Origin of the sequence: Asticcacaulis sp. W401b (genome assembly GCF_046503825.1) — a bacterium.
In the GTDB taxonomy this organism is placed as follows: domain Bacteria; phylum Pseudomonadota; class Alphaproteobacteria; order Caulobacterales; family Caulobacteraceae; genus Asticcacaulis.
In genome coordinates this window covers 432,650-456,031 of the sequence record NZ_JBKFEE010000003.1, presented here as the reverse complement: position 1 = coordinate 456,031, position 23,382 = coordinate 432,650, and the positions used below count along the sequence as shown (strand labels likewise).

The window sequence follows — 23,382 nt, the reverse complement described above, 5'->3', positions numbered from 1 at the left end:
GGTGTCACGCAGCCTTACCTAATAAGACCGGGGGACTGCCTATTTCCGACATGCCGAAGACGTTTTTTTTCGCTCAGGAGCCATGAGGGAGCTAAAAGGTGTAATTGAGACCGAGGGAAACCGTCCGGCCACTCCACTGGACGTCAACAAGCCGCCTTGTTTCCAGCCCCTCCCATGTGCGAGAAGGTTCGTCTGTAAGATTGAGCCCTTCCAGGCGCAGTTGCAAACTGGGAGTAATCTTGTACGCAAGCGCCGCGCTGAGGTAGAACGATCCATCGACACCTGCGGCATCTGATATTCGTGCTCCGGGCACGCTCGTCAGATAGGCGCTACGATGAACGCCTGTCATCTGAGCTTCAAGGTTAGTAATGCGATAGAAAAGCGTCGCGCGAGCGGTGCGCGGGGACAAATTTAGCAAGTCGAAGTGTACAGGGCGACGTTGACCCTGATCGTCGAGGAAATACTCGATGTCACTTTTTATTTGCGTATAGTTGAGGTCAAGGCCAAGACCTGAAAACAGACTCCCTGCCCCTCGCGCCCGCCAGCGCAAATTAAACTCGAGGCCGTTCACCTCCCCCCCGCGGGTGTTAATCACTTCGGTGATGAGGAAATCATCGGACGGAGCGGCGCCTGTGTTCTCAAGAAGTGTCTCCGAGAGCCCCGTACTGGCATAGGACCCCACGGATGAGTAATTTTGGATATAGGTACTGATGTGCTTATAAAATAAGCCGAGCGACAGATTGAGATCTCGTGAGGGATACCACTCGGCAGCCAGATCGATCGTGGCTCCTCGGATCGGTTTGATTAGCGGATTGCCTGAAATGACCTGTCTGGAACCTCCGCCAATGTTCAGGGCCGTTGCTGCCGCGATGTTGGTTAGAGGGGGACGCGCCATGACCTTAGCAAGTCCCAATCGGACGACCTGTGTCGGGCTGAGTTCCAATGCAATGTTCGCCGTTGGGAGCGTATCTACATATCTTCGCGATACCGTCTCAAGACGCGGTGCCGAAGGTGAAGCCAGATTGGCTTCATTATAAAACTCAGAGTTCTGATGGGTCTCAATGACCCTCAAGCCGGCGTCCGCCTTAATGGGAAACGGGCCCCACATTCCCTCAAAGGTCCACTCCACAAACGCGGCCAGATCAGTCTCTGTAACCGACTGATTAAACCCTCTGGCCAAGGGAACATCGCGAGAAACAACGGTTCTGCCGACATTACCATAAATATTGTACGTCTTCGCGAAGGCTTCCGGATCCGGCGCAAACCAACAAACTGGTGTAGATGATGAGACCTTAAACCGGCCAAGGCCGCAAAACATTTCGCCTAGCGATGCCAGGCCCTCTTGTGGAACAGAGAAATCAAAGTCACCTTCTGTAAACTTGAAAACCTCGGAATTAAATCCATACCGCTTCCACTGGATACCCGCGACGATCTCGATATCTGGGGAAACCGGATAAATAAGCTGACCTTTCAAAACGTCAAACTCATTTCGCACAAAATTGGGTCTATATCTGATCTCAGGCCCCATGTACCCCGTGCCCTGGTTTTGCAGAACACGGGGGCCAAAGTACCATTCGGGCGGGTCCTTCACATCAAATCCAAAGCTGAATGAAGGATTATTTTGACCAGCGCCTCGTAAGTCAAAAATGAAGTTATCCACATTGTAGCGGTCAAGATGAATACCGACATCTTTGGGGTTTATAAAGTTTGACCGTGAAAACCCCAATGCCCCCTTGAAGCGTAGCCGAGGTCCGAATGCGCGTGAGACCTGGATTGAGCCTTGTTCGAAACGAGTCTTGTATTCATCGAATATGACCTCTGAACGGATGTCCACGTTGTCAAAGCGACCATATACGACGCTCCCATTCCCATCCACCTCGACGTCTCTTGGCACTATCTCCGGTTTGCCGCCTTGTGCCGCGCCGCGGCTAAATCCGATAGGGAAAAGGTAATGCCCGATGCGCCGCGTGCTTAGCTCTGAAACAAGGTAGTCTGCCGTTATCAGAGTGTCGTCACTCGGACGCCATTGGAGCCCAACTGCCACACCGCTTCTGGTAGACAGTCCTGAGATGCTGGTGAAGCGGTAGAATTGTGGCGCGAGCACACGAGGCGCGTTCAGCAGCGCGTACGCTTGAACCGCCAACGCATACTCGCCGGGCACCACATCGCAAATTCCACCTGAATTCAAAGTAGGGCGGCAATACCCCCCATTTGACGCCCCTGTATTCCAAAAACCACTGTTTAACCCCTGAATCTCGAACGGCGTACGACTCCAGGATGCTGACACTGTCCAGCCGAAACGGCTATCATTCGTCTTGCGAAACAGAGAGGTGGTCACACGCGAGCCGACAGCTTTGGACAGATCATTATAGGTCTTCGTCAGACTCAGTTGGTCTGGTTGAGGCGCTTGCTCCAAGGCCTTAGGTGTCGTCAAAAAAACACTGGCTCCTAACGAGCCTTCAGGCTGACTCGCACGTGTTGTTTTTGATGTCGATATCTCTGCAAATATCTCTGAGGGGAAGACATTGAAATCAAAGCCTCGCCCCCTGTAACTGCCAAAGTTCGGGCCGTCGGTCACCGCCTGTGCTTCGATCCCGTTTATTTCTACAAGCGAAAGCTCCGGCCCTATGCCTCTCACTGAAAGGGTGCGGCCTTCGCCCTGATCGCGCGCCAGCGCGGAACCGGGCAAGAGTTGAAGTGCTTCTGCAAGGTTTGCGTCCGGAAATTTTGCGATTTCCGCCGAGATTGCTGTTTCGAGGATGCCATTATATCCCCGTTTGGAAACTTCTGCTTCGCGAAGCTCGCTTTTAGAACTTTGCACGACAACGAGAGGGACCAGATCCGGCTCAGGCAGCGGACGTTCGGGGGCCTGAACAGAAGGGGGCGCCGGTGTCCGCTGCAACGGTATACGCTCAATAATAAATTGCCCCGCCGACATTTGAACGGCCCGCAAGCCTGATCCCATGAGTATGCGGTTTAAGGCTTCGCGGGCTGCAAAATGTCCATTTAACGGCCGAGAGTTTAATCCATTTACGAGAGCGGGATCAAAAAGGACGGTTATTTTGCCTGCGCGCGCCAGAGCGGTCAGTGTTTTCCCCAGGGTTTGTTCAGGGAACTGACAATCTATGACAGACTGCGCAATCGCAGTGGCTGGCATGAGACCAGCCAGTATGGCGGCGTACAGGCCGGCCACCCAATTCCCGTTTAAGCGCATTCCCCTGTCCGATACCGTCGGCTTTTGTATGTGTTGCTGTCTCGTTTGTGTTCTCACAAACGGACCGGATTGTCGCATACCGTACGCTTACACTCCCGACACGTCAAATCATGACAAAGTCAACGTGTCAGTACGATGACGCCATCGGATTGACGGACTTTCAGGCCGTATATACGCGCCATGTTACTGGCAAAAGCGGCTGAATCGCCGGTCTGGAAAACGCCAGCCACTTTAAGTGAGGCGATGCTTGAATCTGTAATCACAATCTGCTGACGGCTATACCGGTTCAGCTCATTGATGGCCTCGCCAAGCGTCACATCAGAAAACACGATTTCCTGTCTTTGCCACGCCGTAATAACGTCCGATACCGGCCGATCCACGACAGGTGTCATGCCCTCACGGACGGTCGCCCGCTCACCCGGCTTTAGGATCATGCCGTTTGCCGTCGACACATTTTGCTTCGCCCGTAGTTCCACCTCCCCTGAAAACAAAGCGACTTGCATTTCAGTGGGGTCAGACCGCACGAGAAATACCGTACCCAGCGCTGTGACGCGTTGATTACGCGTTTCGACGACAAAGGGTCTGGAAGAGTCGTGCGCAACCTGAAACACCGCCTCCCCCCGTTCCAGTTGCACATAGCGTCGATTATGACTGTACCTGACAGAAAGCTTCGTATCCGTGTTCAGGGTAACCTTTGAGGTGTCCGTAAGCGACACCGATCTCTGCTCACCTTTTTGCGTTTCATAGACCACCGGACGAAGGTTTACCGCATAGATACCTCCACCAACGGCGACCACGATAGCCGCGGCCATCGCTCCCGCCAGAGTCATCCGGCGCGATATCGCCGGCAACACAGGGCGGCTACGACGCGCCGGCATCGCCGATGGCAGCATCTCCCAGACATCAGTCGCTTCATCAAAAAGATACTGAGCATCCGGCGTTACCTCCAGCCAGCGGCGAAAGGCCGCTTCCGTCTCCGGCAGCCGGTTATCACTTTTCAAACGCGCCATCCACACAGCGGCCTCGGCCGCTGTACCGAGCGCGCGCGGCCGCCATCTTTCAATCGGCTCCGGAAGCATATTGTCGTCTGGACCTACCATCCGTTCACCCAATTCATTAACTCAAGGGTGGCGCGTGCCACCTGCTTTTCTATCGCGGCCTCGGTTGCCCCTTCTCTTTGCGCGATCTGCTTGTAGGTGAGGCCGTCAAGCCGCCGGCTAAGCAAAATGCGACGGGTCCGTTCTGGCAATCGGTCCAGACCTTCCTTCAGCCTCGCGATACGCTGCTGCGCGCGCAATATTTCATCCGGGAGCGGCGCATCATCTGCCACCGACGGAAGCTCAGTGGCTTTTTCAACCATGGCTGCCCTATCCTGCCGTCGCCTTTCATCATAGGCCAATCTCACCGCTGCGGTGATCAGCAAAGCCTCCTGGGAGCGCACGACCTCGCGTTGCTCATAGGCATGGACGCGCATGTAGGCGCTTTGGACGAGGTCCTCTGCGTCTTGGGGCGAAATGCCCTTGCGAACGACTACCCGTTTCGCTTTAGCTAAAATCTTCCTAAGGTTTTCCATTGGCGCTTAAGCTATCCTAACACTTAAGACGCTGGAGCACCCAAAACACGACAAATTTGGATCGACACTCTCTGTTTTGTAAGACAATGGCTTACGGCTTTTTTTCTGCGGGCTCCGGCACGTTTTGAACCACCTCGGATTTGCCGGAGGCTCCAACTTCTGAGAAGGTGGAGCTACCATGAGCAAAACGACGAACAAGTTTTCACCTGAAGTCCGCGAACGCGATGTGCGGATGTTCCTCGATCAACAGGGCGATTACGGGGTCAAGCCGATCTGCAGAGTTCTGCAAATCGCCCATCCACACGCACATGTCGCCAGCCACCGAGATCCGGAGCGCCTGTCAGCAAGGACTCGCCGGGATATCCAACTCAAGCTCGAGGTGGCGCGTGGCGAAACTTTGAGGCCGTCGAGTTCGCAACGCTTGAGTGGGTAGATTGGTTCAATCACCGAAGGCTTCTTGAACCCATCGGCAACATCCCGCCAGCCGAGGCCGAACAACTCTACTACGCTGCCCTCGACACTTTTAGAATTGGCCGCGTAACTCAAACCAATGAACCGAAGGCCTATAGCGCTCTCGCCCAGTGAAACGAGAGTGCCATGGGCTATAGCCCTTCTTTGAGCGGCCTTCGATTCCGACGCTTTCCCTAGCGTTTGCCTGCAACCTCTACCAGTCGCCGAAACGTCGGACATTCCATATGGGAGGGCGCGGGGCAAGCGGCTGACGTGATGGGGTGGACGGCTCCCGCTCCCGGCATCTAGGTGCCATACTGTGGCTGTCAAAGGTCACAACATTGTAAGCGCTCATTTCGATGCACGTAGCGATTTCCGAGGTTGTAGACCCCGGTTGAGCTGGGCTTAGGGTTTGGAGGGTTTGGCGAAGTTGAAGGGCAAGAGGTCCTGGACGTCTGCGTCCTTGTCGCGCTTTGGCATCTCAGTGAAGACATGGCGGAGGTACGCGAGGGACTCAACGCCGCAGGCGCGGCAAGTGAGCATGAGGCTGTAGACGACAGCGCTGGCCTTTGCGCCTTCGACGGTATCGCTAAACAGCCAGCTCTTTCTGCCTGTTGCAAAGACTCTGATATCGCGTTCGAGCAGGTTGTTGTCGATCGGCATCCGACCGTCTTCAACGTAGCGCGTCAGATAGTCCCATTGGTTGAGCGTATAGCTGACAGCATCCCCAAGCTTGCTGTCAGGCGGAACTTTGGGGGCGATGTCATCGAGCCATTGCTTGAGGGCTGTCAGAACGGGAACGCTATGTTTTTGGCGGAAGCGACGGATGCATTCGTATTTTGTTTCGCTGTCACCGGGGATTTCGTCGTGTGCCAGCCGTTCGATTCGATAGAGCTGCTCGAAGAACCTGAGAGCCTGGTCCGGCGGCCCGCCCGGTTTGGGCCTGGCCTTGTGGGCGTCGACAAAGCGTCGCCTGGAATGAGCCATACATCCAAGGTGCGTTGCCCCTTTCAGCGAGCGCCACGCCGTATAGCCATCGCTCATCAAGGTGCCGCGATAGTCCCCCAGGAAGGCCTGGGGGTAGGTGGAGGCACGACCTGGCTGGTAATCGAGCAGTACGATCGGCTCCCGGCTGTCCTCGGCGCTGCGATAGGCCCACATAAAGGACTTACTCGTGGCTTCCCGATCCTTTTCCTTCAGCACCTGAACCGTCGTCTCGTCACCATGGATCAGCGGCTGGGACAAAAGCCGCAGCTTCAGCGCGTCATAGATGCGGCTCAGATGTTTTTCACTGGAACCGATAACCCAGTGGCCCAGGGTGCCGCGGCTGATAGGAACACCCGCGCGTTCAAACGCCTGCGACAGGCGATAAAGAGGCGTTCCGTCGACATATTTATGGACAAGGGCAAAGGCTAGCGTCGAGGCCGTGGCCACACTCCCCGGCAGGGGCTGCGCCGGCATAGGGGCGATGACAACAGGCGTGTGGATACCGTTACGATCGCAATGGCGGCAGGCATATTTGAAGCGCACATTCTGCAGAACCTTCGCCTTGACCTCGATATGAAGCTGCTCGGACTGGACGTCTCCTATCCTATGCATCTGGCCACGACAGCAAGGGCACCCCTTCTGATCGTCGGGAAGGTCATATTCGACGCGCTCGCGCGGCAGGTTTTCCGGTAGCGGGCGGCGCCCGCGCTTCTTACCCGTCTCAGGATTGCCAGACGCTAAGCCGGTTTCCGGTAAAACAACGCCATCGCCATCGCCGCCATCGCCGTCATCACCATCCTCGCCCTCATATTCCGCCACCGTCTGTTCGGCTTCATTAAAGAGGCGGTCGATGTGTTTTTCACTCTTGGGGGCAAATCGATGCAGCCGCGCCAGTGCCAGTTCTTCTTCAAGTTTGACGACCCGCAGGGCAAGCGCTTCCTTCTGCGCCTTCAACAGGGCGATTTCGGCCGCATTGGCCTTCAACTGCGCCAGCAGTTCCGCAACACTTGGCTCGCCCGCTCGATTCATCGGATTCTTGAATCTGAACCGCGGGCCCGCGTCAACTATACAATTGACCTTGTCAGCCTGCGATCTCGTATTGCCGGACAGGATGGCGGACCATGGCATCGATATCGATCCCGTCCAGCAACCAATGCAATTGCTCAGTCGTCAGCGTAACGACCAGCGCCTCGCGCCGTGGCCAGCGAAACCGGTCTTCCGTCAGCCGCTTCAGGACAAGGACAAAGCCCGAACGGTCAAAAAACAGCAGCTTCATCCGGTCGCGGCGCCGATTACAAAACGCAAAAACCGCCGGCTTGAACGGATCCAGTGCCATCGTCTCCTGCACCAGGACGGCAAGGCCATTAATCCCCGCCCGGAAGTCGATCGGCTCACGATGAAGGTAGACAGGAAGGTCAGCGCCCAGTCTGAACATCGCTCAAGGCTCCAATGATCGCTGCCAATCCATACCTGTCGCCGGCTTCCAGCGTCAGCCTCACCCCGTTTGGTAATGACGCGCTCATCTTCAACGGCGCTCCAAAACGGTCGCTCCCCGCAGATCCTAAACGCTCCTGCCGGCCAGATGCCATCCGCCCGACCTCTGCCTCTTCTGCACTCACATAACGGTCGGAAATCTGCACCGGAATGAACGCCGTCGATGAAGCGCCACCCATTGTGCGGCTCTCTTCGAAGGCCTTGATCCACTTCCTCAACAGGTTCGCGTTTACCCCATGTTCAAGTGCCTGACGCGAAACAGACACGCCAGGTTTAAGGCATGACGCCACAAGCCGCGCCTTCCATACTGGGTCATACCAGCGACGCCCGTCACTCCCCACACGAACTACGCCACGTTCAAAATCCAACGAATCCAATTGGTGTCCACCTTCCTTCTTGGTGGACACATCTTCCAACATCCCCGGCCTCACCAAAAGGTGCAGGGAAATTCGCGCTTACACAACATTGGAGAGCCATCCATGAAAGAGGTTACCACGATCGGTCTTGATATTGCCAAGCATGTTTTCCAAGCCCATGGGATAGCGGCCGATGGGGCGGTTGTTTTTCGACGAAAGTTACGTCGAAACGAGGTTGGAGCCTTTTTCGCAGGGCTTCCATCCTGCCTAATCGGTATTGAAGCGTGCGCTACAGCTCATTTCTGGGCGCGGCAACTGATTGATTTGGGCCACCAAGTCAAACTCATTCCGGCAGCTTATGTGAAGCCTTACGTGAAGCGACAAAAGAATGATGCCGCTGATGCCGAAGCCATATGCGAGGCAGTCACCCGGCCGACGATGCGCTTTGTGCCGGTGAAGACCGAGGAACAGCAAAGCGTGCTGATGCTTCACCGCGTCCGCGAACTCCTCATTCGGCAACGGACTATGCTTGTAAACGCCCTTAGGGGGCACCTTGCCGAACTTGGGCTCGTGACCCAGCTGGGTGCCCGCGGCGTTGATATGCTGTTGGCCTTAGTGGAAGACGAAGACCACGACATGATCACCACAGTCGCTCGTACAGCCTTACTCCCGATCGCCCAACAATTGCGGGACCTGGACCTGCAGGTTGGCGAGGTGGATAAGCAGATATTGGCTTGGCACCGGTCGAATGATCTCAGCCAAAGGCTTGAGACTATACCCGGGATTGGCCCGATTACGGCCAGCGCTATCGCCGCTACGGTAGCTGATGCATCTTTGTTCAAATCGGGCCGGCAGCTTGCCGCTTGGCTCGGCCTTGTGCCGCGTCAAAACTCGTCTGGCGGAAAAGAGCGGCTTGGCAAAATCACCAAGCAGGGCGATCCCTATATTCGACGATTGCTGGTCGTGGGTGCGGCCGCTGTCTTGCGATTTAGCAAAAGCGCAAAATCGACGACAGCGGCGTGGGGTGCTGGAATGTTGTCTCGAAAACCGTACACCGTAGTGGCCGTTGCTATGGCCAACAAGATGGCGCGCATTGCCTGGGCGCTCATGGTGAACGGAACACGCTTTAACGGAATGACCGCGTAGGCCACCTGCGCAGGTTTAGCGAATTGGTGAGGTGCTGATGGTGTGATGAATGCGGTCGATACCGAGATTGGAAAAACCCGTCGTTGGGAGCTGGCGCAAAAAAAGCGCGATGACGTGTCTGGGATCCAATCTGCGGAATACATCAGGGCCAGCGGCAATGAACGGCCGCATCAAAAGGCCGGACACATGCCTGCACCCCACCGATATCAATACACCAAAATCTTCTTGCCAATAGGGAGCCGTCCACACATGCTCCCCATTTCTTGGCCACCCGAAACTAGAATTTCCGGGGGTTAGGGCTCAGTGTGCGGCGAGCGCCGCGGAGCCCGACACGAGTGATATCGGGGGTTTATTGCCGATGGCACTATGGGGTCGGACTTCATTGTAGTCCTTACGCCAAGACTCCATCTTTTCACGGGCGTCGTCAAGGCTCATGAACCAGTGCGCGTTCAGACACTCCGCCCGGAACTTGCCGTTGAAAGACTCGATAAAGGCGTTATCTGTCGGCTTTCCAGGCCGTGAGAAGTCGAGCGTAACTCCCTTCTGATAAGCCCAGAGGTCAAGGTCGCGAGAGATAAATTCTGAGCCCTGATCAACCCGAATGACCCTTGGATAGCCGACGCGCTTACAGACATTTTCCAAGGTCTGTACGACGTCTTCGCCGCGGTAAGTGTAGCGGGGGTCAATCGTCGGCGAAAAGCGGGAAAACGTGTCCACGACAGTCAATATGCGTAATTTCCGGCCGGTGCAGAGCTGATCGTGGACAAAGTCCATGGCCCAGGTCTCGTTGTGACGCGTGGCTTCACGGCGATCCTCCCGAAGTTTGGCCTTCACGCGACGCCTGGGTGGTTTCTTCCTGAGCTGAAGGCCCAATTCGTTGTAAAGCCTGTAGATTCGTTTCGGATTAACGACCCAGCCTTCACGTACGAGGAGCACATGTATGCGCCTGTAGCCATACCGAACTCGAGTTTGGGCGATCTCTGTAATCCGCTTTTTCAGGTCGGCCTGATCACCTGTGCGCGGCTTGTAGAGGTACATCGGGCGATCAATCCGAAGTGCCCGACAGGCTCTTCTGACTGACACCTGCCAGGTGGAAATCACCCGGTCAACAAGCTCACGACTGGCGGCAGGCCTCAGCGCTTTTTTGCGAGAACATCCTGCAACATGGCTTTATCAAGCGACAGATCCGCGACAATCCGTTTCAGCTTCGCGTTCTCTTCTTCCAGTTGGCGCATGCGCCGCATCTCTGACGGCATCAATCCAGCGTATTTTTTACGCCAATTGTAGAACGTCGCGTCCGATATGCCGGCCTTGCGACAGACCTCGGCGACCGCCACGCCGTCATCTGCCTGCTGTAAAATCGACAGGCTTTGAACCGTGTTCGGAGATGCCTTGCCAGCAATCCAGTGCCGAAGAGCATGGCAGTCGAGCGTAAGGTCGCCGTCCGATATTGCCTTGCACAGATGCCTGACGCTGTCGCCATGACGTCTCATGTGCATCGCCAGTGTTTCCCCGAAGGTCGGGCAATCAACCCAGTCAGTCCATTTTGGTTCAGGAAACTCGATAACCGGGTTCGGCTTCGGACCGGGCTTCATGCGTTGTTTCGGGATTGGTTTTATGACGACCTCACCCTTACGAGGTCGGCCACGTTTTCGTTTAGCGGGAACATTGTCTTCTGGCGGGCAGCACTTCGGTGCGCGTAATCCAGCCTCTCTCGAGGACGAGAGCTCGGGCGCCGCACGTCGGGGAGTTGGCCGCGCTTGTCCCAAATCCGCCAGCGCTCTGCACATTGCATCGAAGACGGGCTGGATGTGGGATCTGGATTCTCGAATACGCTCCTCGTCAACGCCACTGGCCTGCGCGATGGCCCAGCAGTCGATGCGATGTTTGTCGTATGGGGGGAAAACCCTGCTCTTCATCAGATCAAGAAGGTAGTTGCGCAAAGCCTCGGTTTCCCGAGGGGTCAGAACAGGAGCAATTCTGATGCTGCAATAGTTGGAAATCATGCGGGGCGTGAGTTTTGAAATTCGTCTCATTGAACTTTCTACAGCCTGAAAAAAGGAAAGCGCCGCAGCGACTTACTCGCTGCGGCGCCATTGCTTTGGGACATGAGACGAACTCGACCTCAGGGTCACGTGTTCGATTTCTGTTGATGAATGCACCCTTCTGTTCGCCAATTTTCCCCAAACACGGAGGCTTTCTAAGTCAATGCCGTCCAACACCTTCCTACTATGGGTCCGAATATCGTATTTTTCGTCTTTCAGCAGGAGGCGAGCGTAGCGTTCGACCCCCATCGTACTCTATACGTCACCGTTCTCCGCTCAGCACTAGAGGCGCAGTAGGGCCAAAACCCGTAGAACCTGCACATAGCTGCGTGCGGCAAAAAGAGGCCGTTCGGCCTGTTTGCCTTGTCGGCGATCGCCTTGGCAAAGCCGGCCCGGAAGGCGGGCTAGCGGTTCGGCGCCGATCCGGTTCCGGATATTTTTCGCGTCTGACTCTTCGGAATGAAGATTGTGTTCCGCGGCTTCGCCCTTGGGCCGTGGCCTGCGGCGGTTGATAGCGCAGGCGTCGAGCGTGTTCTTGATATGGGCGGCGTAGTATTTCTCGATCATCTCAACGCTGGTACGGCAGTTCTTGGCAATCTGGTAGATGTCGGCGCCTTCCATCAGCCTCAGGCAGATATAGGTGTGGCGCAGGCTGTAGGCGGTGCGTAACTGACCGTCACGGTCCTCCTTGAGACCACGGCGCTCCAGGAGACTATTGAAGAGCTTGATGTGGTTGCCGGGGAAGACCGGGTCTTTCGGATGGGGAAGAACCTGTGGCGGGATGTCGATCCCCTCCCCTGGCCGCGTCTGCCGCTTGCTGACCTTTGGGAGGGTAACGGGCTTCGGTCGGGCGAGAAGGCGCTAATAGACGTTCACCGCGCCTGACATGGACTTGCAGTAGCACACATCGATCATGACAAGGACCTCGATTTCCGGAATACGCTCGCCGGCGTAAGGATCGGTGACGATCGCGACGTCCTGATGCTGGAGGTTCTTCGCCTCATCGGGCCATGGCCCGGTATTTCGCATGAACAACACGAAGTCATGCACCTGCTTGGCATTCCAGCGATGGCGACCGGGGCTCGCGACCGCTCTGCCCGGCCCGGTGCCCCGATACTCCTGCACCTTACCGGCCGTGACCTCTGAGCGAATGAAATTCAGTCAGAGGGTCTTACGTCTTACGTCTTTCGTTTCGCAAGTTGGCCCTCTGTGGGCCATAGCCAAAGAGCGAAAACAAAGCCTATCAAAGCGAGGCCTGCCATTGCCAATAGTGCCGCCACCAACCCAAAGGCCGCGCCTATCCAGCCACTTAGGCTATAGGTTACGAGCCAGCAGGCGTGGGATAAGGCGAACTGCGCGGCGAACAAGGCGCTTAGGGTCTCCTCGTCCCCTGACCTGCGAATGAGGCGACCTGACGGTAACTGCGCCGCGCAGTAACCTATTCCCAGAATGAAGAGTCCGACCACCAACGAGGGCCAGAGCGGCAATAGGTGAAAGCCCGTCACGACGGCCATACCGGTCAATGTAATCACCATCAGTAACGTCGCCACCAGCATGACAGGCCTATCTTCGCGATCGCCGAGGAGTTTTGGTAGGACAAGCGCCGCGACGATCGAGCCTGTGCCGAAGGCGGCCAGCGAAACGGGCACGTCATTTTCGCCCTTTCCCAAAAGAGTCCGAACATAAACGACATTGTTGACGAAGACAAAAGCACCTGCTGCAGCGGCAGAAAGACTAAAGGCAAGCAGTGCCCGTAGACGCGGCGTCTTCAGATAGAGACGCAAGCCATAGGTGGTGCGGTCGACCATACCACCCTCTCTCGGTTTTGTCTTCGGACGCGGCAAGGCGACGCTGACCACCAGGGCAGCAGACAGGAGGAATCCTGCGACTGTTCCAACGAACAGCAGGTTGAACGAGATTACCGTCAGCAGGGCTGCGGCGATGACAGGACTGGCCAGACTTTCAAGATCGTAGGCCAAACGCGCCAGAGACAGCGCCCGCGTATAATCTTTCTCGTCAGGAAGCAGGTCAGGGATCGTCGCCTGAAACGTCGGGGTAAAAGCTGCCGATGCCGATTGCAAAACGAAGATCAGAATATAGATTTGCCAGACCTCCGAAACAAAAGGAAGCAGCAAGGCAATCGTGGCCCGGATGAGATCAAGGCTGACCAATAACGGCCGACGGGGCAGACGATCGGCAAAGGCATTGGCGATCGGTCCGACACCGATGTAGGCAATCATTTTGATGGCCAGTGCGGTTCCAAGTACAACGCCCGCATTGGGACCCGCGAGGTCGTAGGCGAGCAGACCCAGCGCCACGGTCAAAAGACCCGTACCGATCAGGGCGACGACCTGAGCCCCGAACATGTGGCGGTAAGCTCGGTTTTTGAGAACGCTCATCATGGAAATTTCAAACCTGTCGAATAACCTGCGGGAAAGTACGGGGGAAGCCAGGGCCGCCCCCGCCAGCCCTACACCTTCATTTTTGCCTGAAGCGACTTTTTCTCCCCTCCATGTACCATTCGGAACAGGGCCGGAAGTACCAGGAGGGTCAGAAGCGTTGATGAGGTAATACCGCCGATAACGACAGTCGCCAGAGGTCTCTGCACCTCGGCCCCAGCCCCGACATTGATCGCCATCGGCACAAAGCCAAGTGATGCGACGAGCGCCGTCATGAGAACCGGTCGCAATCGGGTCAATGCCCCCTCATAAATGGCCATGTCGAGTGACTTGCCTTCATTGAGGAGGGTCCGGATGAACGTTACCATCACCACGCCGTTGAGCACCGCGACGCCTGACAGAGCGATGAACCCCACCCCGGCCGAGATTGACAGGGGCAGGTCTCGCAGCAGAAGGGCGGCTACCCCACCCGTAAGCGCCAGAGGCACACCGGAAAAGACGATGGCGGCATCTTTTACGGATCGGAATAGCGCGAACAGCAGGCCGAAGATCAGCAGCAAAGCCGCCGGAACTACGAATTGAAGACGCTTGGCCGCTGAGATCAGTTGCTCGAACGTGCCGCCATAGCCGATCCAATAGCCCGCCGGCACCTCAATCTCAGTTCCGACCTTCTGTTGGACTTCAGAAATAAACGAGCCCAGATCGCGACCGCGGACGTTCGCCGTGACGACGACACGCCGTTTGCCATTTTCACGGCTGATCTGGTTTGGCCCCTTTTCCATACTGATATGGGCGACATCTTCGAGGGGCACAAACCCTGTCACCGCGCCATCGGCGTTTCTGAGGGGGATGCGTAGTCGACCGATTTCATCGACATTGCTGCGGATCGCCTCCGGAAGCCGAACGACGATATCAAACCGCCGGTCGCCTTCAAACATCTGGCCTACCACTGCGCCCCCCATGGAGGTGGAGACAACGGCTTGCACGTCCTCGACGTTCAGACCCAGACGGGCGAGCGCCGCGCGATTGGGGCGAATCTGAAGGACCGGCAGGCCAGTGATCTGTTCCACGCCGACGTCCTGGGCTCCTTCGACCCCTTCGATCACGCCTTTGATCTCATTGCCCTTCTCCAGAAGCACATCGAGATCGTCACCATATATCTTGACGGCCACGTCCGCGCGCACCCCAGACAGAAGCTCGTTGAAGCGCATCTGTATCGGTTGGGTAAACTCGTAATTGTTGCCAGGTACCTTTTTCACCGCCGCTTCCATTTCGGCGACGAGTTGCGCCCTGGGTTTATTGGGATCCGGCCAGTCCTTGCGATCCTTCAGCATTACGAATGTGTCCGCGACGCTGGGCGGCATAGGATCAGTGGCCACTTCCGCCGTGCCAATCTTGGCCACCACACGTTCGACCTCGGGAAACTGCTTGATCCGCGCCTCAAGCGCGGTCTGCATGTGGATGGCCTGGGTCAGGCTGGTACCGGGGATACGCAGCGCGTGTAGTGCGATGTCCCCCTCGTCAAGGTTTGGCACGAACTCCGAGCCCATACGACTGGCGGCGAAAGCCGCCAGGACGACGAGAGCGACGGATACCGCCACCATGACAATGCGTAAACGCATCGCCGTCTTCAGCACCCGGTCATAGACGCCGCGAACGGCGCGCATGATGACGCTTTCTTTTTCCTGCACCTTGCCGGTGACGAACATCGCGACGGCCGCGGGGACGAAGGTCAGCGATAGAATCAGGGCTGCTGTGAGCGCCATCACGACCGTGATCGCCATCGGGTGGAACATCTTGCCCTCGACGCCAGTGAGGGCAAAAATAGGCACGTAGACCAGGGTGATAATCAACACGCCAAATAGCGACGGCCGAATGACTTCGGAGGTGGCCTCGGCAGTGAGTTTAAACCGCTCGTCACGGGTCAATAGGCGCCCGTGAGAATGCTGCGCTTCCGCGAACCGTCTAAGGCAGTTTTCGACAATGATCACCGCTCCGTCAACGATCAGACCGAAGTCAAGCGCCCCCAGCGACATCAGATTGCCCGACACGCCGCCGCGGACCATGCCGGTGATGGTCATCAGCATGGCAAACGGAATGATCAGTGCCGTGATCAGCGCCGCCCGGATGTTCCCAAGCAACAAGAACAGGATAACGACGACCAGAAGCGCGCCTTCGGCAAGGTTCTTTTCCACGGTGTGGATAGCACGTTCGACTAGGTCGGTACGGTCATAGACAGCCACCGCCTCGACGCCTGCAGGCAGCGCCGCCGCAGCGACCTTCAGCCGCTCTGCCGTGGCCTTCGCCACCGTGCGGCTGTTTTCTCCCGCCAGCATGAAGACGGTTCCCAGGACCACTTCTTTTCCGTCCTCGGTCGCCGCGCCGGTGCGCAACTCATCACCATTGGCGACGTCGGCCACGTCGGCTACCCGGATAGGAAGGCCGCCGCGGCTGACCACAATAATGCTGGCGAGATCGGTCAAGCCTTCGGCCTGGCCGGGGACCCGGATCAGATATTGCTCACCGTAACGTTCAACGTAACCTGCCCCCACATTCGAGGTGTTGCGCTCGATGGCTGAGACCACATCAGCCATGGTTAGACCATAGGCCGAAAGTCGCTCCGGCAGCGGCGTGACGTGGAACTGCCGTTCAAACCCGCCGATGGTGTTGACCTCGGTGACACCCGGCGTATTGCGCAGTTGCGGGCGGATGACCCAGTCCTGCAACGTGCGTAGATCTTCAGGGGTGTACTGGCTGCCATCCGGCTTGCTCGCGTTGGGCTTAGCCTCGACCGTATACATGAAAATTTCGCCAAGCCCGGTGGCGATCGGGCCCATCTCCGGGTTCAGGCCAGGCGGTAATTGGCTGCGCGCGCCTTGCAGCCGCTCGTTAACCAGTTGCCGGGCGAAATAGATGTCTGTGCCGTCCTCAAAAACGACCGTCACTTGAGACAGGCCGTAACGGGACACCGAGCGGGTATTCTGGAGCCCCGGCAAGCCGGCGATAGCGGTTTCCACCGGGAAGGTGATGCGCTGCTCGGATTCCAATGGCGAGAATCCGGGGGCTTCAGTGTTGATCTGCACCTGAACATTGGTGATGTCAGGCGTCGCGTCGATCGGCAGTTTCTGGAAACTCCAGACACCGATGGCCGCGGATACCAGCACGAGGGCCAGAACGACCCAGCGATAACGGATGGAGGCCGTAATAACCGCCTCCAGGAAAGGTGTTTTGTGCATCGTCCCCCTCCCTTTAGTGATCGTGGCTCGCGCCGGACTTTTCGATATCCGCGCGAACGAGGAAGGCGCCGTCGGTAACGTATTCGGTGCCGGGTTCTAACCCGCCCAGGACTTCCGTCCACTCCGGGGTCTTGCGGCCCAGATCGAGCATACGCACCTCGTAGGTGTCGCCAACCTTGGCATAAACAACCGTGAAGTCGCGGAAGGGCTGCAGGCCTTTGGTGCGCACAGCCAAAGGCACAGATTGCGCATTCACGGCAAAATCGCCTTCGACGCCCATGCCGGGGCGGAAGGCGCCTGCTTGGGTTTCAGGGATATGGACATGGGCGACCAGCGTCTGGCTGACGAGGTCAGCCGTTGGAAGAACCGCTTCAACCTTGGCGTCGATCCTCGTATCGCCAGACAGACTGCGTACGCTCACGGTCTGGCCAACCTTTACCCGCTCGGCGTCACGCGGATAGACGAAGAATTCGGCGTGCAACTTCGTCGGATTGGCGATCACCAGCATCGGGCCGTCCCCGGAGTAGTCGCCGGTATTGGCATTCTTCTCGACTACAACGCCGGAGATTGGGGCGGGAATTGCATAGGTCTGGAGACTCTCGCTCGATTCGACACGGGCGATCACCTGACCTTTTTTGACGGATTGGCCCAGTTCGACATTGAGCATCATAATGCGACCGGGGTACCAGGCACGGACCTGAGACTTGCCTTCAGGCTTGATCTCGACCCGACCCGCAATGGTGACTATCTCACTGATCGCGGCCGGCCCCGCTGTCTCGGTTTTGATCCCACCCGCTCTGGCCGCTTCGGCTGAGATGGTAGTTCGCCCTTCGTAGGACGAAAAGGACCAGCCGTGGCTTTTGTTCCGGAAACTGGCTGTCACCTTTACATCGAAGGAGTGCGGCTCGACGATGACCTGATCGCCACGCAGATAGTCTTCCTGTGCGGAAAAGGCGATCTGGTTTTTGACGTTGCCCAACCGGGTCAGCTCGATCGCAAGCTGGACCTGCGTCGGCGGCAAGGGCTTATCTTTAAGATAGGGATAGACGCGATATTCGGGCTCAACGCCATCTTCAAAGATGGTGATTTCCAGCGCGAAGTCACCGTCACGCAGCATCCGTCCGCGGTGCGGACCGCGCTCGTATTCGTCTGCTTTGGCCGGGCCATGCCCGCCCTCGGATGCCGGCGCCTTCTTGTCATCGCAGGCGGCCAGAGTAGCAAGGGAAAATGCCGCGGTTCCCAGCAGGAACGTGCGTCTAGGAGAATTTTGGAGGGTCATTTACTTGGCCTCGGTGTTTACATCTGGCGCCGGCAACAGTGCGATCCATTGACCACTCAGTCGCTCATAATGGGCACGTTCGAGATGAAAGGTTTTTAGAAGGGTGATGCGTTCGGCCTTTACGGACAAAAGCGCCTCGTGGGCGTTCATGAGATCGCGATAGGCGAAGCCGCCGCGGGCAAAGCCCTCTTCGACCAGTCTGATTGCGCGTTCGGCCTGCGGCACAACCTCCGCATCGAGACGTTTGACCTCATTGAGATAGCCACCCAACCGCGCCTTGATGGCCACCAGGTCACGAGCGCGTTTCACATCATAGGCCCGGATGTCGAGCGCCGCCGCGTCGGCTTCGGCGCGCGCTTGCGCAATGGCGCCCTGATTGGTGTCGTGGCGCGCCAGCGGAATAGAGCCGCCAACCACAAACGCCACCGAGCCATCGGCATTGAAATGCCGCACACCCGCCGTCAAGGTCTTGTCACGGAGGGGGCGCGTGGTCTCCACGCGTATCCGCGCGGATGCCTGCCTCTCCCTCGCTCTAAGCAATTCGGCATCTGGCATGTCTTCAGACACGAAGGATGGCAGAGCGGGTGATTTAAAACTGGTAAGATCTAGGTCAATGTCGGTCGATCCGATCCAGTAGGCCGCCAGTTGTGCTTTTGCCACCCGCGCTCTGTCGCCTGCCTGATCGAGTGAAATGCGGGCCTTCGCGACATTGGCCTCTGTCAGTGCGCCGGCGAACAACGGATCACGGGCGGCCGCGACCCGACGGCTGACCTCCCTGAGCGACCTTTCAGCCATAGCCAGACGTTCGCGAGCCACTTCGACGTCGGCTTCCGCGGCTACGGCGGCGATCCATACGGCCTCAACCTCGTGCATGAGGTCGAGGCCTTTTACCCGAGCTTCGGCCAGGATGAGGTCGCGCTGGCTTGCGGCTAAATCCTGTCGTGCGCGGCGCTTGTCGGACGTCTCATAGACCTGACTATAGCGTAGTGTCGTTTCGGCGCCGTCTATACCGCCGTAAGTGTTGGAGCCAAGTACATTTTCGGTTTCAAGACCTAAGGTGGGATTGGGCCGAACGCCCGCCTGGGCCACGGCACCTTCGACCGCTTTAAGCCGAGGACGGACGGCCTCAAGTTCAGGGTTAAGTTCTGCCGCGCGGGTTAGCGCTGTGGCCAGCTGCATGGGTTCGGCCCGCGCTCCTGACGCCAGGCCGAGGCTTGCCAAAGCAAGCACGCTCAGCCCTACACGCCCCATAAAGGGACGCAAGTGGTTCTTCTGCATGATGAGTTCCTTGAATCGATATCATCCGCGCCAGTTGGCACGGCAAGGTTAGATTCGATTCAGGCGCGCGGCGGCTGGAACGGACCAGAAGGACGCACACCATCCGGCGCCAAAACGTTTCCAGGAGTGTCGCGGATAAGGGCTACGCTCAGAGGCACGACCATCTCCTCGACCAGGGGCACGATGCTGGGCGTCGATTCACTGAAATGGTGGTGGTGGTGCAAATCGAGAGGGTTATCGGCGTTTACAACAAAACTCGCCACGGGCGCCTCATGATCGTGATGGTCGTGATCATGATCCAACGAGAAGACCTTCGACACATCCCCTCGGGCCATATGATCCAGGAGGTTGACTTCGGTCTGGGTCGTAAGCCAGACCGAATGCATAAACAAGCCGAGGCAGACGGCCAGTAGCCATGCCTTGAAGCTCGAATAGCTCTTCCGATCTTCCCTCATGCGTCCAGCTAGCCCGCCGCGTGTTCTCATCAAGGAACACATCTACCTTCAATGGCTTTTAAGCGCGTTGGGCAAAATGCGCAACGTCTCTTGTGCGCAATCTCAACGCCCGTCATGCCCCTCCCTTTACGGGAAACCAGAGGCTCTAGGAGGCATTCTCCGTCACCTTGCCGCACGCTTGCGAAAGTCTGAAGTCTGAAAATGGAGAACGAGTTACGCCCCTTTGAAGAGACTGGAAGCGTAAGCCCAATCCACCGTGGCCATGTAAGCATCAACATAGGCAGCAGCCTTAGCGCCATAATCCATCTGGTAAGCATGTTCATACATATCGAGCGCCAGCAACACCTGCCCGTCAGCAGCCGTCATCGTATGATCGGCCGCCCGTGTATTGACGAGACGACCAAAGCGAGGCGACCAAGTTAACAACACCCAGCCCGATCCACCACCGAGCGCCTTGCCCATGGCTGAAAACTCAAGTGCCCAACGGGCATGGCTACCGAAATCGGTTTCAATCTGGTCGGCGAGCGCGGCCCCAGGCGTGCGATTGGCCGGTCCGATTGAGCGAAAATAGATTTCGTGCAGCACGGCCGAGTTCAGAGCAATCAGTTCTTCGCGTTTAAGGCCGTTCACGGCGAAGACCGGCGCCGACTTGAGATCAAGCTTTGTGATTTCCGCCTCAATGGCGTTCAGGCGTTTCACGGCGCCGGTGTAGTTGTTGGCGTGGTGACTGGTGAGTATTTTCTCAGACAGACCGGCGATCGCCTTGGGGTCGAACGGCAACGGTTGAGGTTCCAGCACCTTGGCCGCTGAGGCCACTGTTTGCGCGGAAGTCTGGCCGGCAGCAGTCGCGACGGCAGCAGTCGCGACGGCACCCATGCCTAGTCCAAATACCGTTCTACGATCCACTTGGGTCGTCATGACGCGCTCCTTCGAATCCGATTGGCGAAACTTCGAACAGAACCTACGCCTGAGAGCGATTGCACGCAATAAATTTGTAGAGATTCATATAAATTTGTTATAATAATTACATATGAATGTTTTCACGTCGCTGATCCTGTCGCTCCCCACACAGAATGCCACAGTGCGCATGCGCTCGTGGCGCACCTTGAAAAGTCTCGGCGCAGGCAGTCTGCGAGATGGGGTTTATCTTTTGCCGGAAAGCGATTCAGCCTCAACCGCTCTGGAGGCCATCGCCAACGATGTCCGGACTGAGGGCGGCATTGCGCATGTCCTGCGTATGGAAGAGCCCGAACCAGGGGCTTTCGCGTCGCTCTTCGATCGCCGGGTCGAGTTTGAGAAGATTTCAGAGGACATCCGGTATCTCGATCGCGAAATGCGACGCGCCTATGCAGCCGACACTCCTAAGAAGGTGCGACGGATCGGCAAGGCGCTCGCAGCGCTCTCCGCCATAGATTTCTTTCCCGACGCGACTCAAGCCCGTGTACGTGGCGAATATCAGGCGCTCGATATTCTCGCTACTCGTCTCGCTGAACCGGGAGAACCCGAACCGACCCAAGGTGAAATTCCGCGCCTATCCCCTGCCGACTATCAAGGCCAGCTTTGGGCGACAAGGCGCAGACCGTGGGTCGATCGCCTGGCGTCAGCCTGGCTCATCGCCCGCCATATCGACGCCAACGCACGCTTTCTGTGGCTTGGTACGCCGGGGGATTGTCCAGCGGACGCCCTAGGCTTTGATTTCGATGGTGCCCGCTTCACCCACGTCGGCCCTCTGGTGAGTTTCGAGGTGCTGGCTGTCAGCTTCGGCCTGTCCATGCCAGGTCTGGCGCGAATGGCTGCTCTGATTCATTTCCTAGATGTGGGGGGCCCCGAACCGCCTGAAGCGGCCGGAGTGAGCGCCGTGTTGAAGGGTTTGCGACAAACCCACAACGATGATGACGACCTGATCGCCGCTACCCATCCGGTTTTTGACGCCATCCTGCGGGTTTTCGCGGGGGACGAAGCGTGACGGCGCCTATGATAGAACCGCCGCGTCCAATTTCACGGAAAGAGGCCTTTTTGTTCTGGCTGAAGCTCGGCGTCATCAGCTTTGGTGGACCAGCGGGACAGATCGCTATTATGCACAAGGAATTGGTGGAAGGCCGGCGCTGGATTTCCGAAAAGCGATTTGTGCACGCTTTAAATTATTGCATGCTGCTACCGGGACCCGAAGCGCAACAACTGGCCATCTATCTCGGATGGCTGATGCATAAAACGGCCGGCGGCATCATCGCCGGCACCCTGTTCGTCGCGCCCTCACTCTTTCTGATGATCGGACTATCGGCGCTTTACGTAACGTACGGGCACACGCCCATGCTCGAAGGAGTATTTTACGGCATCAAGCCGGCGGTCGTGGCCATCGTCTTTCATGCGGCCTACCGGGTCGGCCGACGAAGCTTGTCGAACGGCTTACTCTGGGCGACGGCCACCGCGGCCTTCATGGCCACTGCTATTTTCAGTTTTCCTTTCCCGGTACTAATCCTCATGGCCCTCGCACTCGGAGGGATGGTGGGGCGCTGGCGGCCAGACCTGTTTCGGGCCCAAACGCATGCAACCCCTTCCGGATCAAACACCCCGGCGGTCATTGATGACTATACACCATTGCCCGACCACGCGCGTTTCCGCTGGTCGCCCTTCCTGAAAATCTGCCTCACCGGAGCAATGCTCTGGGCCCTTCCCTTTGCCGGCCTTGGCATGTTCTTCGGATGGCACAGTCCGTTCACCCAGATGGCCGGCTTCTTTACTTCCGCCGCGTTGGTAACCTTCGGTGGCGCCTACGCCGTTATGCCCTACGTCCTCCAGCAATCGGTGAGCCAGTTCGGCTGGTTGACTACTCCGCAGATGATCGATGGTCTGGCGCTCGGGGAATCAACACCGGGTCCGCTGATCATGGTTGTGGTATTTGTCGCCTATCTCGGCGGGCATGTCACCTCCCCGCTTGGCGCGGATCAAGCCGTCTTGTCCGCAGTGTTGGCAGCCGTACTGGTGACCTGGTTTACCTTCCTGCCTTCTTTCATTTTCATCCTCGCAGGCGCTCCGTTTATCGAGCAGAGCCAGAACGATCTGCGTTTCGGTGCGCCGCTTGCGGTCGTGTCCGCTTGCGTCGTCGGCGTGATTGCTACGCTATCCGTCTTCTTCGCGAGCCACGTCTTCTGGCCGTCGGGTATGGGATCTCCTCCCGATGCGGTGGCCATCGTGCTGACTGGTCTCGCCGCTCTTCTGCTGCTTCGCCTGAAATGGTCGATCCTACGAACCCTTGCTATCTGCGCTGGAATAGGTCTGGCCGTCCGCCTTTTCGCCTAATGGCAAGGTGCAGTGCTGCGGTCACACGGTCAGGGGCGGTCTGGCGCGATGGAAAGCGAATTCTATTGATCCAGTCGTGCACGTCTCCATCGTCGGCAATCTTGAAAAGAGCTGGGTCGCGCGATCGCCATCCGACGCGGTGACGCGCGCCTTTCGCGGCCGGATGCGTT

The 23,382-nt window shown here is 57.5% G+C and carries 19 protein-coding genes and 1 pseudogene; 5 read left to right on the top strand and 15 right to left on the bottom strand.

All coding sequences use genetic code 11. From position 1 onward, the window contains the following. Positions 1 to 91: 91 nt before the first annotated feature. The 3 genes from ACK8OE_RS09760 to ACK8OE_RS09750 all read right to left on the bottom strand — a co-directional run bounded on the left by ACK8OE_RS09760 (position 92) and on the right by ACK8OE_RS09750 (position 4,787). Entirely contained in the window at positions 92 to 3,193 is a 3,102-nt protein-coding gene (locus ACK8OE_RS09760; protein WP_410272368.1) for a TonB-dependent receptor, read from the bottom strand. Positions 3,194 to 3,333: 140 nt separating this feature from the next. Next, positions 3,334 to 4,293, bottom strand: a complete 960-nt coding sequence (locus ACK8OE_RS09755) for a FecR family protein (protein ID WP_410272367.1) — start codon at positions 4,291 to 4,293, stop codon at positions 3,334 to 3,336. Positions 4,294 to 4,307: 14 nt separating this feature from the next. Further along, positions 4,308 to 4,787 carry an RNA polymerase sigma factor gene (locus ACK8OE_RS09750; RefSeq protein ID WP_410272366.1) on the bottom strand — a complete coding sequence of 160 codons (480 nt, stop codon included), beginning with the start codon at positions 4,785 to 4,787 and terminating at the stop codon, positions 4,308 to 4,310. A 178-nt stretch (positions 4,788 to 4,965) separates the two neighbouring features. Here ACK8OE_RS09750 and ACK8OE_RS09745 point away from each other — a divergent pair, with 178 nt between their 5' ends. Further along, a complete protein-coding gene (locus tag ACK8OE_RS09745) occupies positions 4,966 to 5,220 on the top strand; it encodes a hypothetical protein (RefSeq protein WP_410272365.1) in 255 nt (84 codons plus the stop codon). Then, positions 5,172 to 5,372, top strand: a pseudogene (locus ACK8OE_RS09740) (hypothetical protein); the annotation flags it as partial. The gene ACK8OE_RS09745 and the pseudogene ACK8OE_RS09740, both read left to right, overlap by 49 nt. Before the next feature lie 270 nt (positions 5,373 to 5,642). Here ACK8OE_RS09740 and tnpC read toward each other — a convergent pair. From tnpC to tnpA, 3 genes are read right to left on the bottom strand one after another with little or no spacing between them, the layout of a single operon-like run. Beyond that, a complete protein-coding gene (gene tnpC / locus ACK8OE_RS09735) occupies positions 5,643 to 7,253 on the bottom strand; it encodes an IS66 family transposase (RefSeq protein ID WP_410272385.1) in 1,611 nt (536 codons plus the stop codon). 52 nt (positions 7,254 to 7,305) lie between these two features. Then, positions 7,306 to 7,659: an IS66 family insertion sequence element accessory protein TnpB gene (tnpB, locus tag ACK8OE_RS09730; protein ID WP_410272364.1), complete on the bottom strand. Its 354-nt coding sequence runs from the start codon at positions 7,657 to 7,659 to the stop codon at positions 7,306 to 7,308. Next, positions 7,640 to 8,137, bottom strand: a complete 498-nt coding sequence (tnpA, locus tag ACK8OE_RS09725) for an IS66-like element accessory protein TnpA (RefSeq protein ID WP_410272363.1) — start codon at positions 8,135 to 8,137, stop codon at positions 7,640 to 7,642. Before tnpA ends, tnpB begins: the two co-directional genes overlap by 20 nt. Positions 8,138 to 8,197: 60 nt before the next feature. Here tnpA and ACK8OE_RS09720 point away from each other — a divergent pair, with 60 nt between their 5' ends. Next, positions 8,198 to 9,220: an IS110 family transposase gene (locus ACK8OE_RS09720; RefSeq protein ID WP_126420472.1), complete on the top strand. Its 1,023-nt coding sequence runs from the start codon at positions 8,198 to 8,200 to the stop codon at positions 9,218 to 9,220. A gap of 300 nt (positions 9,221 to 9,520) precedes the next feature. On the opposite strand, the gene ACK8OE_RS09715 is transcribed toward ACK8OE_RS09720, so the two are convergent. The 9 genes from ACK8OE_RS09715 to ACK8OE_RS09675 all read right to left on the bottom strand — a co-directional run bounded on the left by ACK8OE_RS09715 (position 9,521) and on the right by ACK8OE_RS09675 (position 20,830). Further along, positions 9,521 to 10,623, bottom strand: a protein-coding gene (locus ACK8OE_RS09715; protein ID WP_410272384.1) for an IS3 family transposase whose coding sequence is annotated in 2 segments (ribosomal slippage) — positions 9,521 to 10,371 and positions 10,371 to 10,623 — 1,104 coding nt in all. Because the reading frame shifts where the segments join, the coding sequence is not laid out codon by codon here. 924 nt (positions 10,624 to 11,547) lie between these two features. Beyond that, on the bottom strand, positions 11,548 to 11,886 hold the full coding sequence (locus ACK8OE_RS09710; protein ID WP_410272362.1) for a hypothetical protein: 339 nt from the start codon (positions 11,884 to 11,886) through the stop codon (positions 11,548 to 11,550). 240 nt (positions 11,887 to 12,126) lie between these two features. Then, a complete protein-coding gene (locus tag ACK8OE_RS09705) occupies positions 12,127 to 12,303 on the bottom strand; it encodes a hypothetical protein (protein WP_410272361.1) in 177 nt (58 codons plus the stop codon). Positions 12,304 to 12,443: 140 nt separating this feature from the next. After that, the gene (locus ACK8OE_RS09700) at positions 12,444 to 13,667 is read right to left on the bottom strand and encodes an MFS transporter (protein ID WP_410272360.1); all 1,224 of its coding nucleotides are present in this window, start codon (positions 13,665 to 13,667) and stop codon (positions 12,444 to 12,446) included. 68 nt (positions 13,668 to 13,735) lie between these two features. Then, entirely contained in the window at positions 13,736 to 16,900 is a 3,165-nt protein-coding gene (locus ACK8OE_RS09695; RefSeq protein ID WP_410272359.1) for an efflux RND transporter permease subunit, read from the bottom strand. A 13-nt stretch (positions 16,901 to 16,913) separates the two neighbouring features. Then, positions 16,914 to 18,179, bottom strand: coding sequence for an efflux RND transporter periplasmic adaptor subunit (locus tag ACK8OE_RS09690; protein WP_410272358.1), 1,266 nt, complete (start codon positions 18,177 to 18,179; stop codon positions 16,914 to 16,916). Next, positions 18,180 to 19,457 carry a TolC family protein gene (locus tag ACK8OE_RS09685; protein WP_410272357.1) on the bottom strand — a complete coding sequence of 426 codons (1,278 nt, stop codon included), beginning with the start codon at positions 19,455 to 19,457 and terminating at the stop codon, positions 18,180 to 18,182. Positions 19,458 to 19,516: 59 nt separating this feature from the next. Then, entirely contained in the window at positions 19,517 to 19,912 is a 396-nt protein-coding gene (locus tag ACK8OE_RS09680; protein ID WP_410272356.1) for a hypothetical protein, read from the bottom strand. A 213-nt stretch (positions 19,913 to 20,125) separates the two neighbouring features. Beyond that, positions 20,126 to 20,830 carry a superoxide dismutase gene (locus ACK8OE_RS09675; protein WP_410272355.1) on the bottom strand — a complete coding sequence of 235 codons (705 nt, stop codon included), beginning with the start codon at positions 20,828 to 20,830 and terminating at the stop codon, positions 20,126 to 20,128. Between the two features lie 112 nt (positions 20,831 to 20,942). On the opposite strand from ACK8OE_RS09675, the gene ACK8OE_RS09670 reads away from it, so the two are divergent. Further along, on the top strand, positions 20,943 to 21,878 hold the full coding sequence (locus ACK8OE_RS09670; RefSeq protein WP_410272354.1) for a chromate resistance protein ChrB domain-containing protein: 936 nt from the start codon (positions 20,943 to 20,945) through the stop codon (positions 21,876 to 21,878). 8 nt (positions 21,879 to 21,886) lie between these two features. Beyond that, a complete protein-coding gene (chrA, locus tag ACK8OE_RS09665) occupies positions 21,887 to 23,212 on the top strand; it encodes a chromate efflux transporter (protein WP_410272353.1) in 1,326 nt (441 codons plus the stop codon). Positions 23,213 to 23,382: the final 170 nt, after the last annotated feature.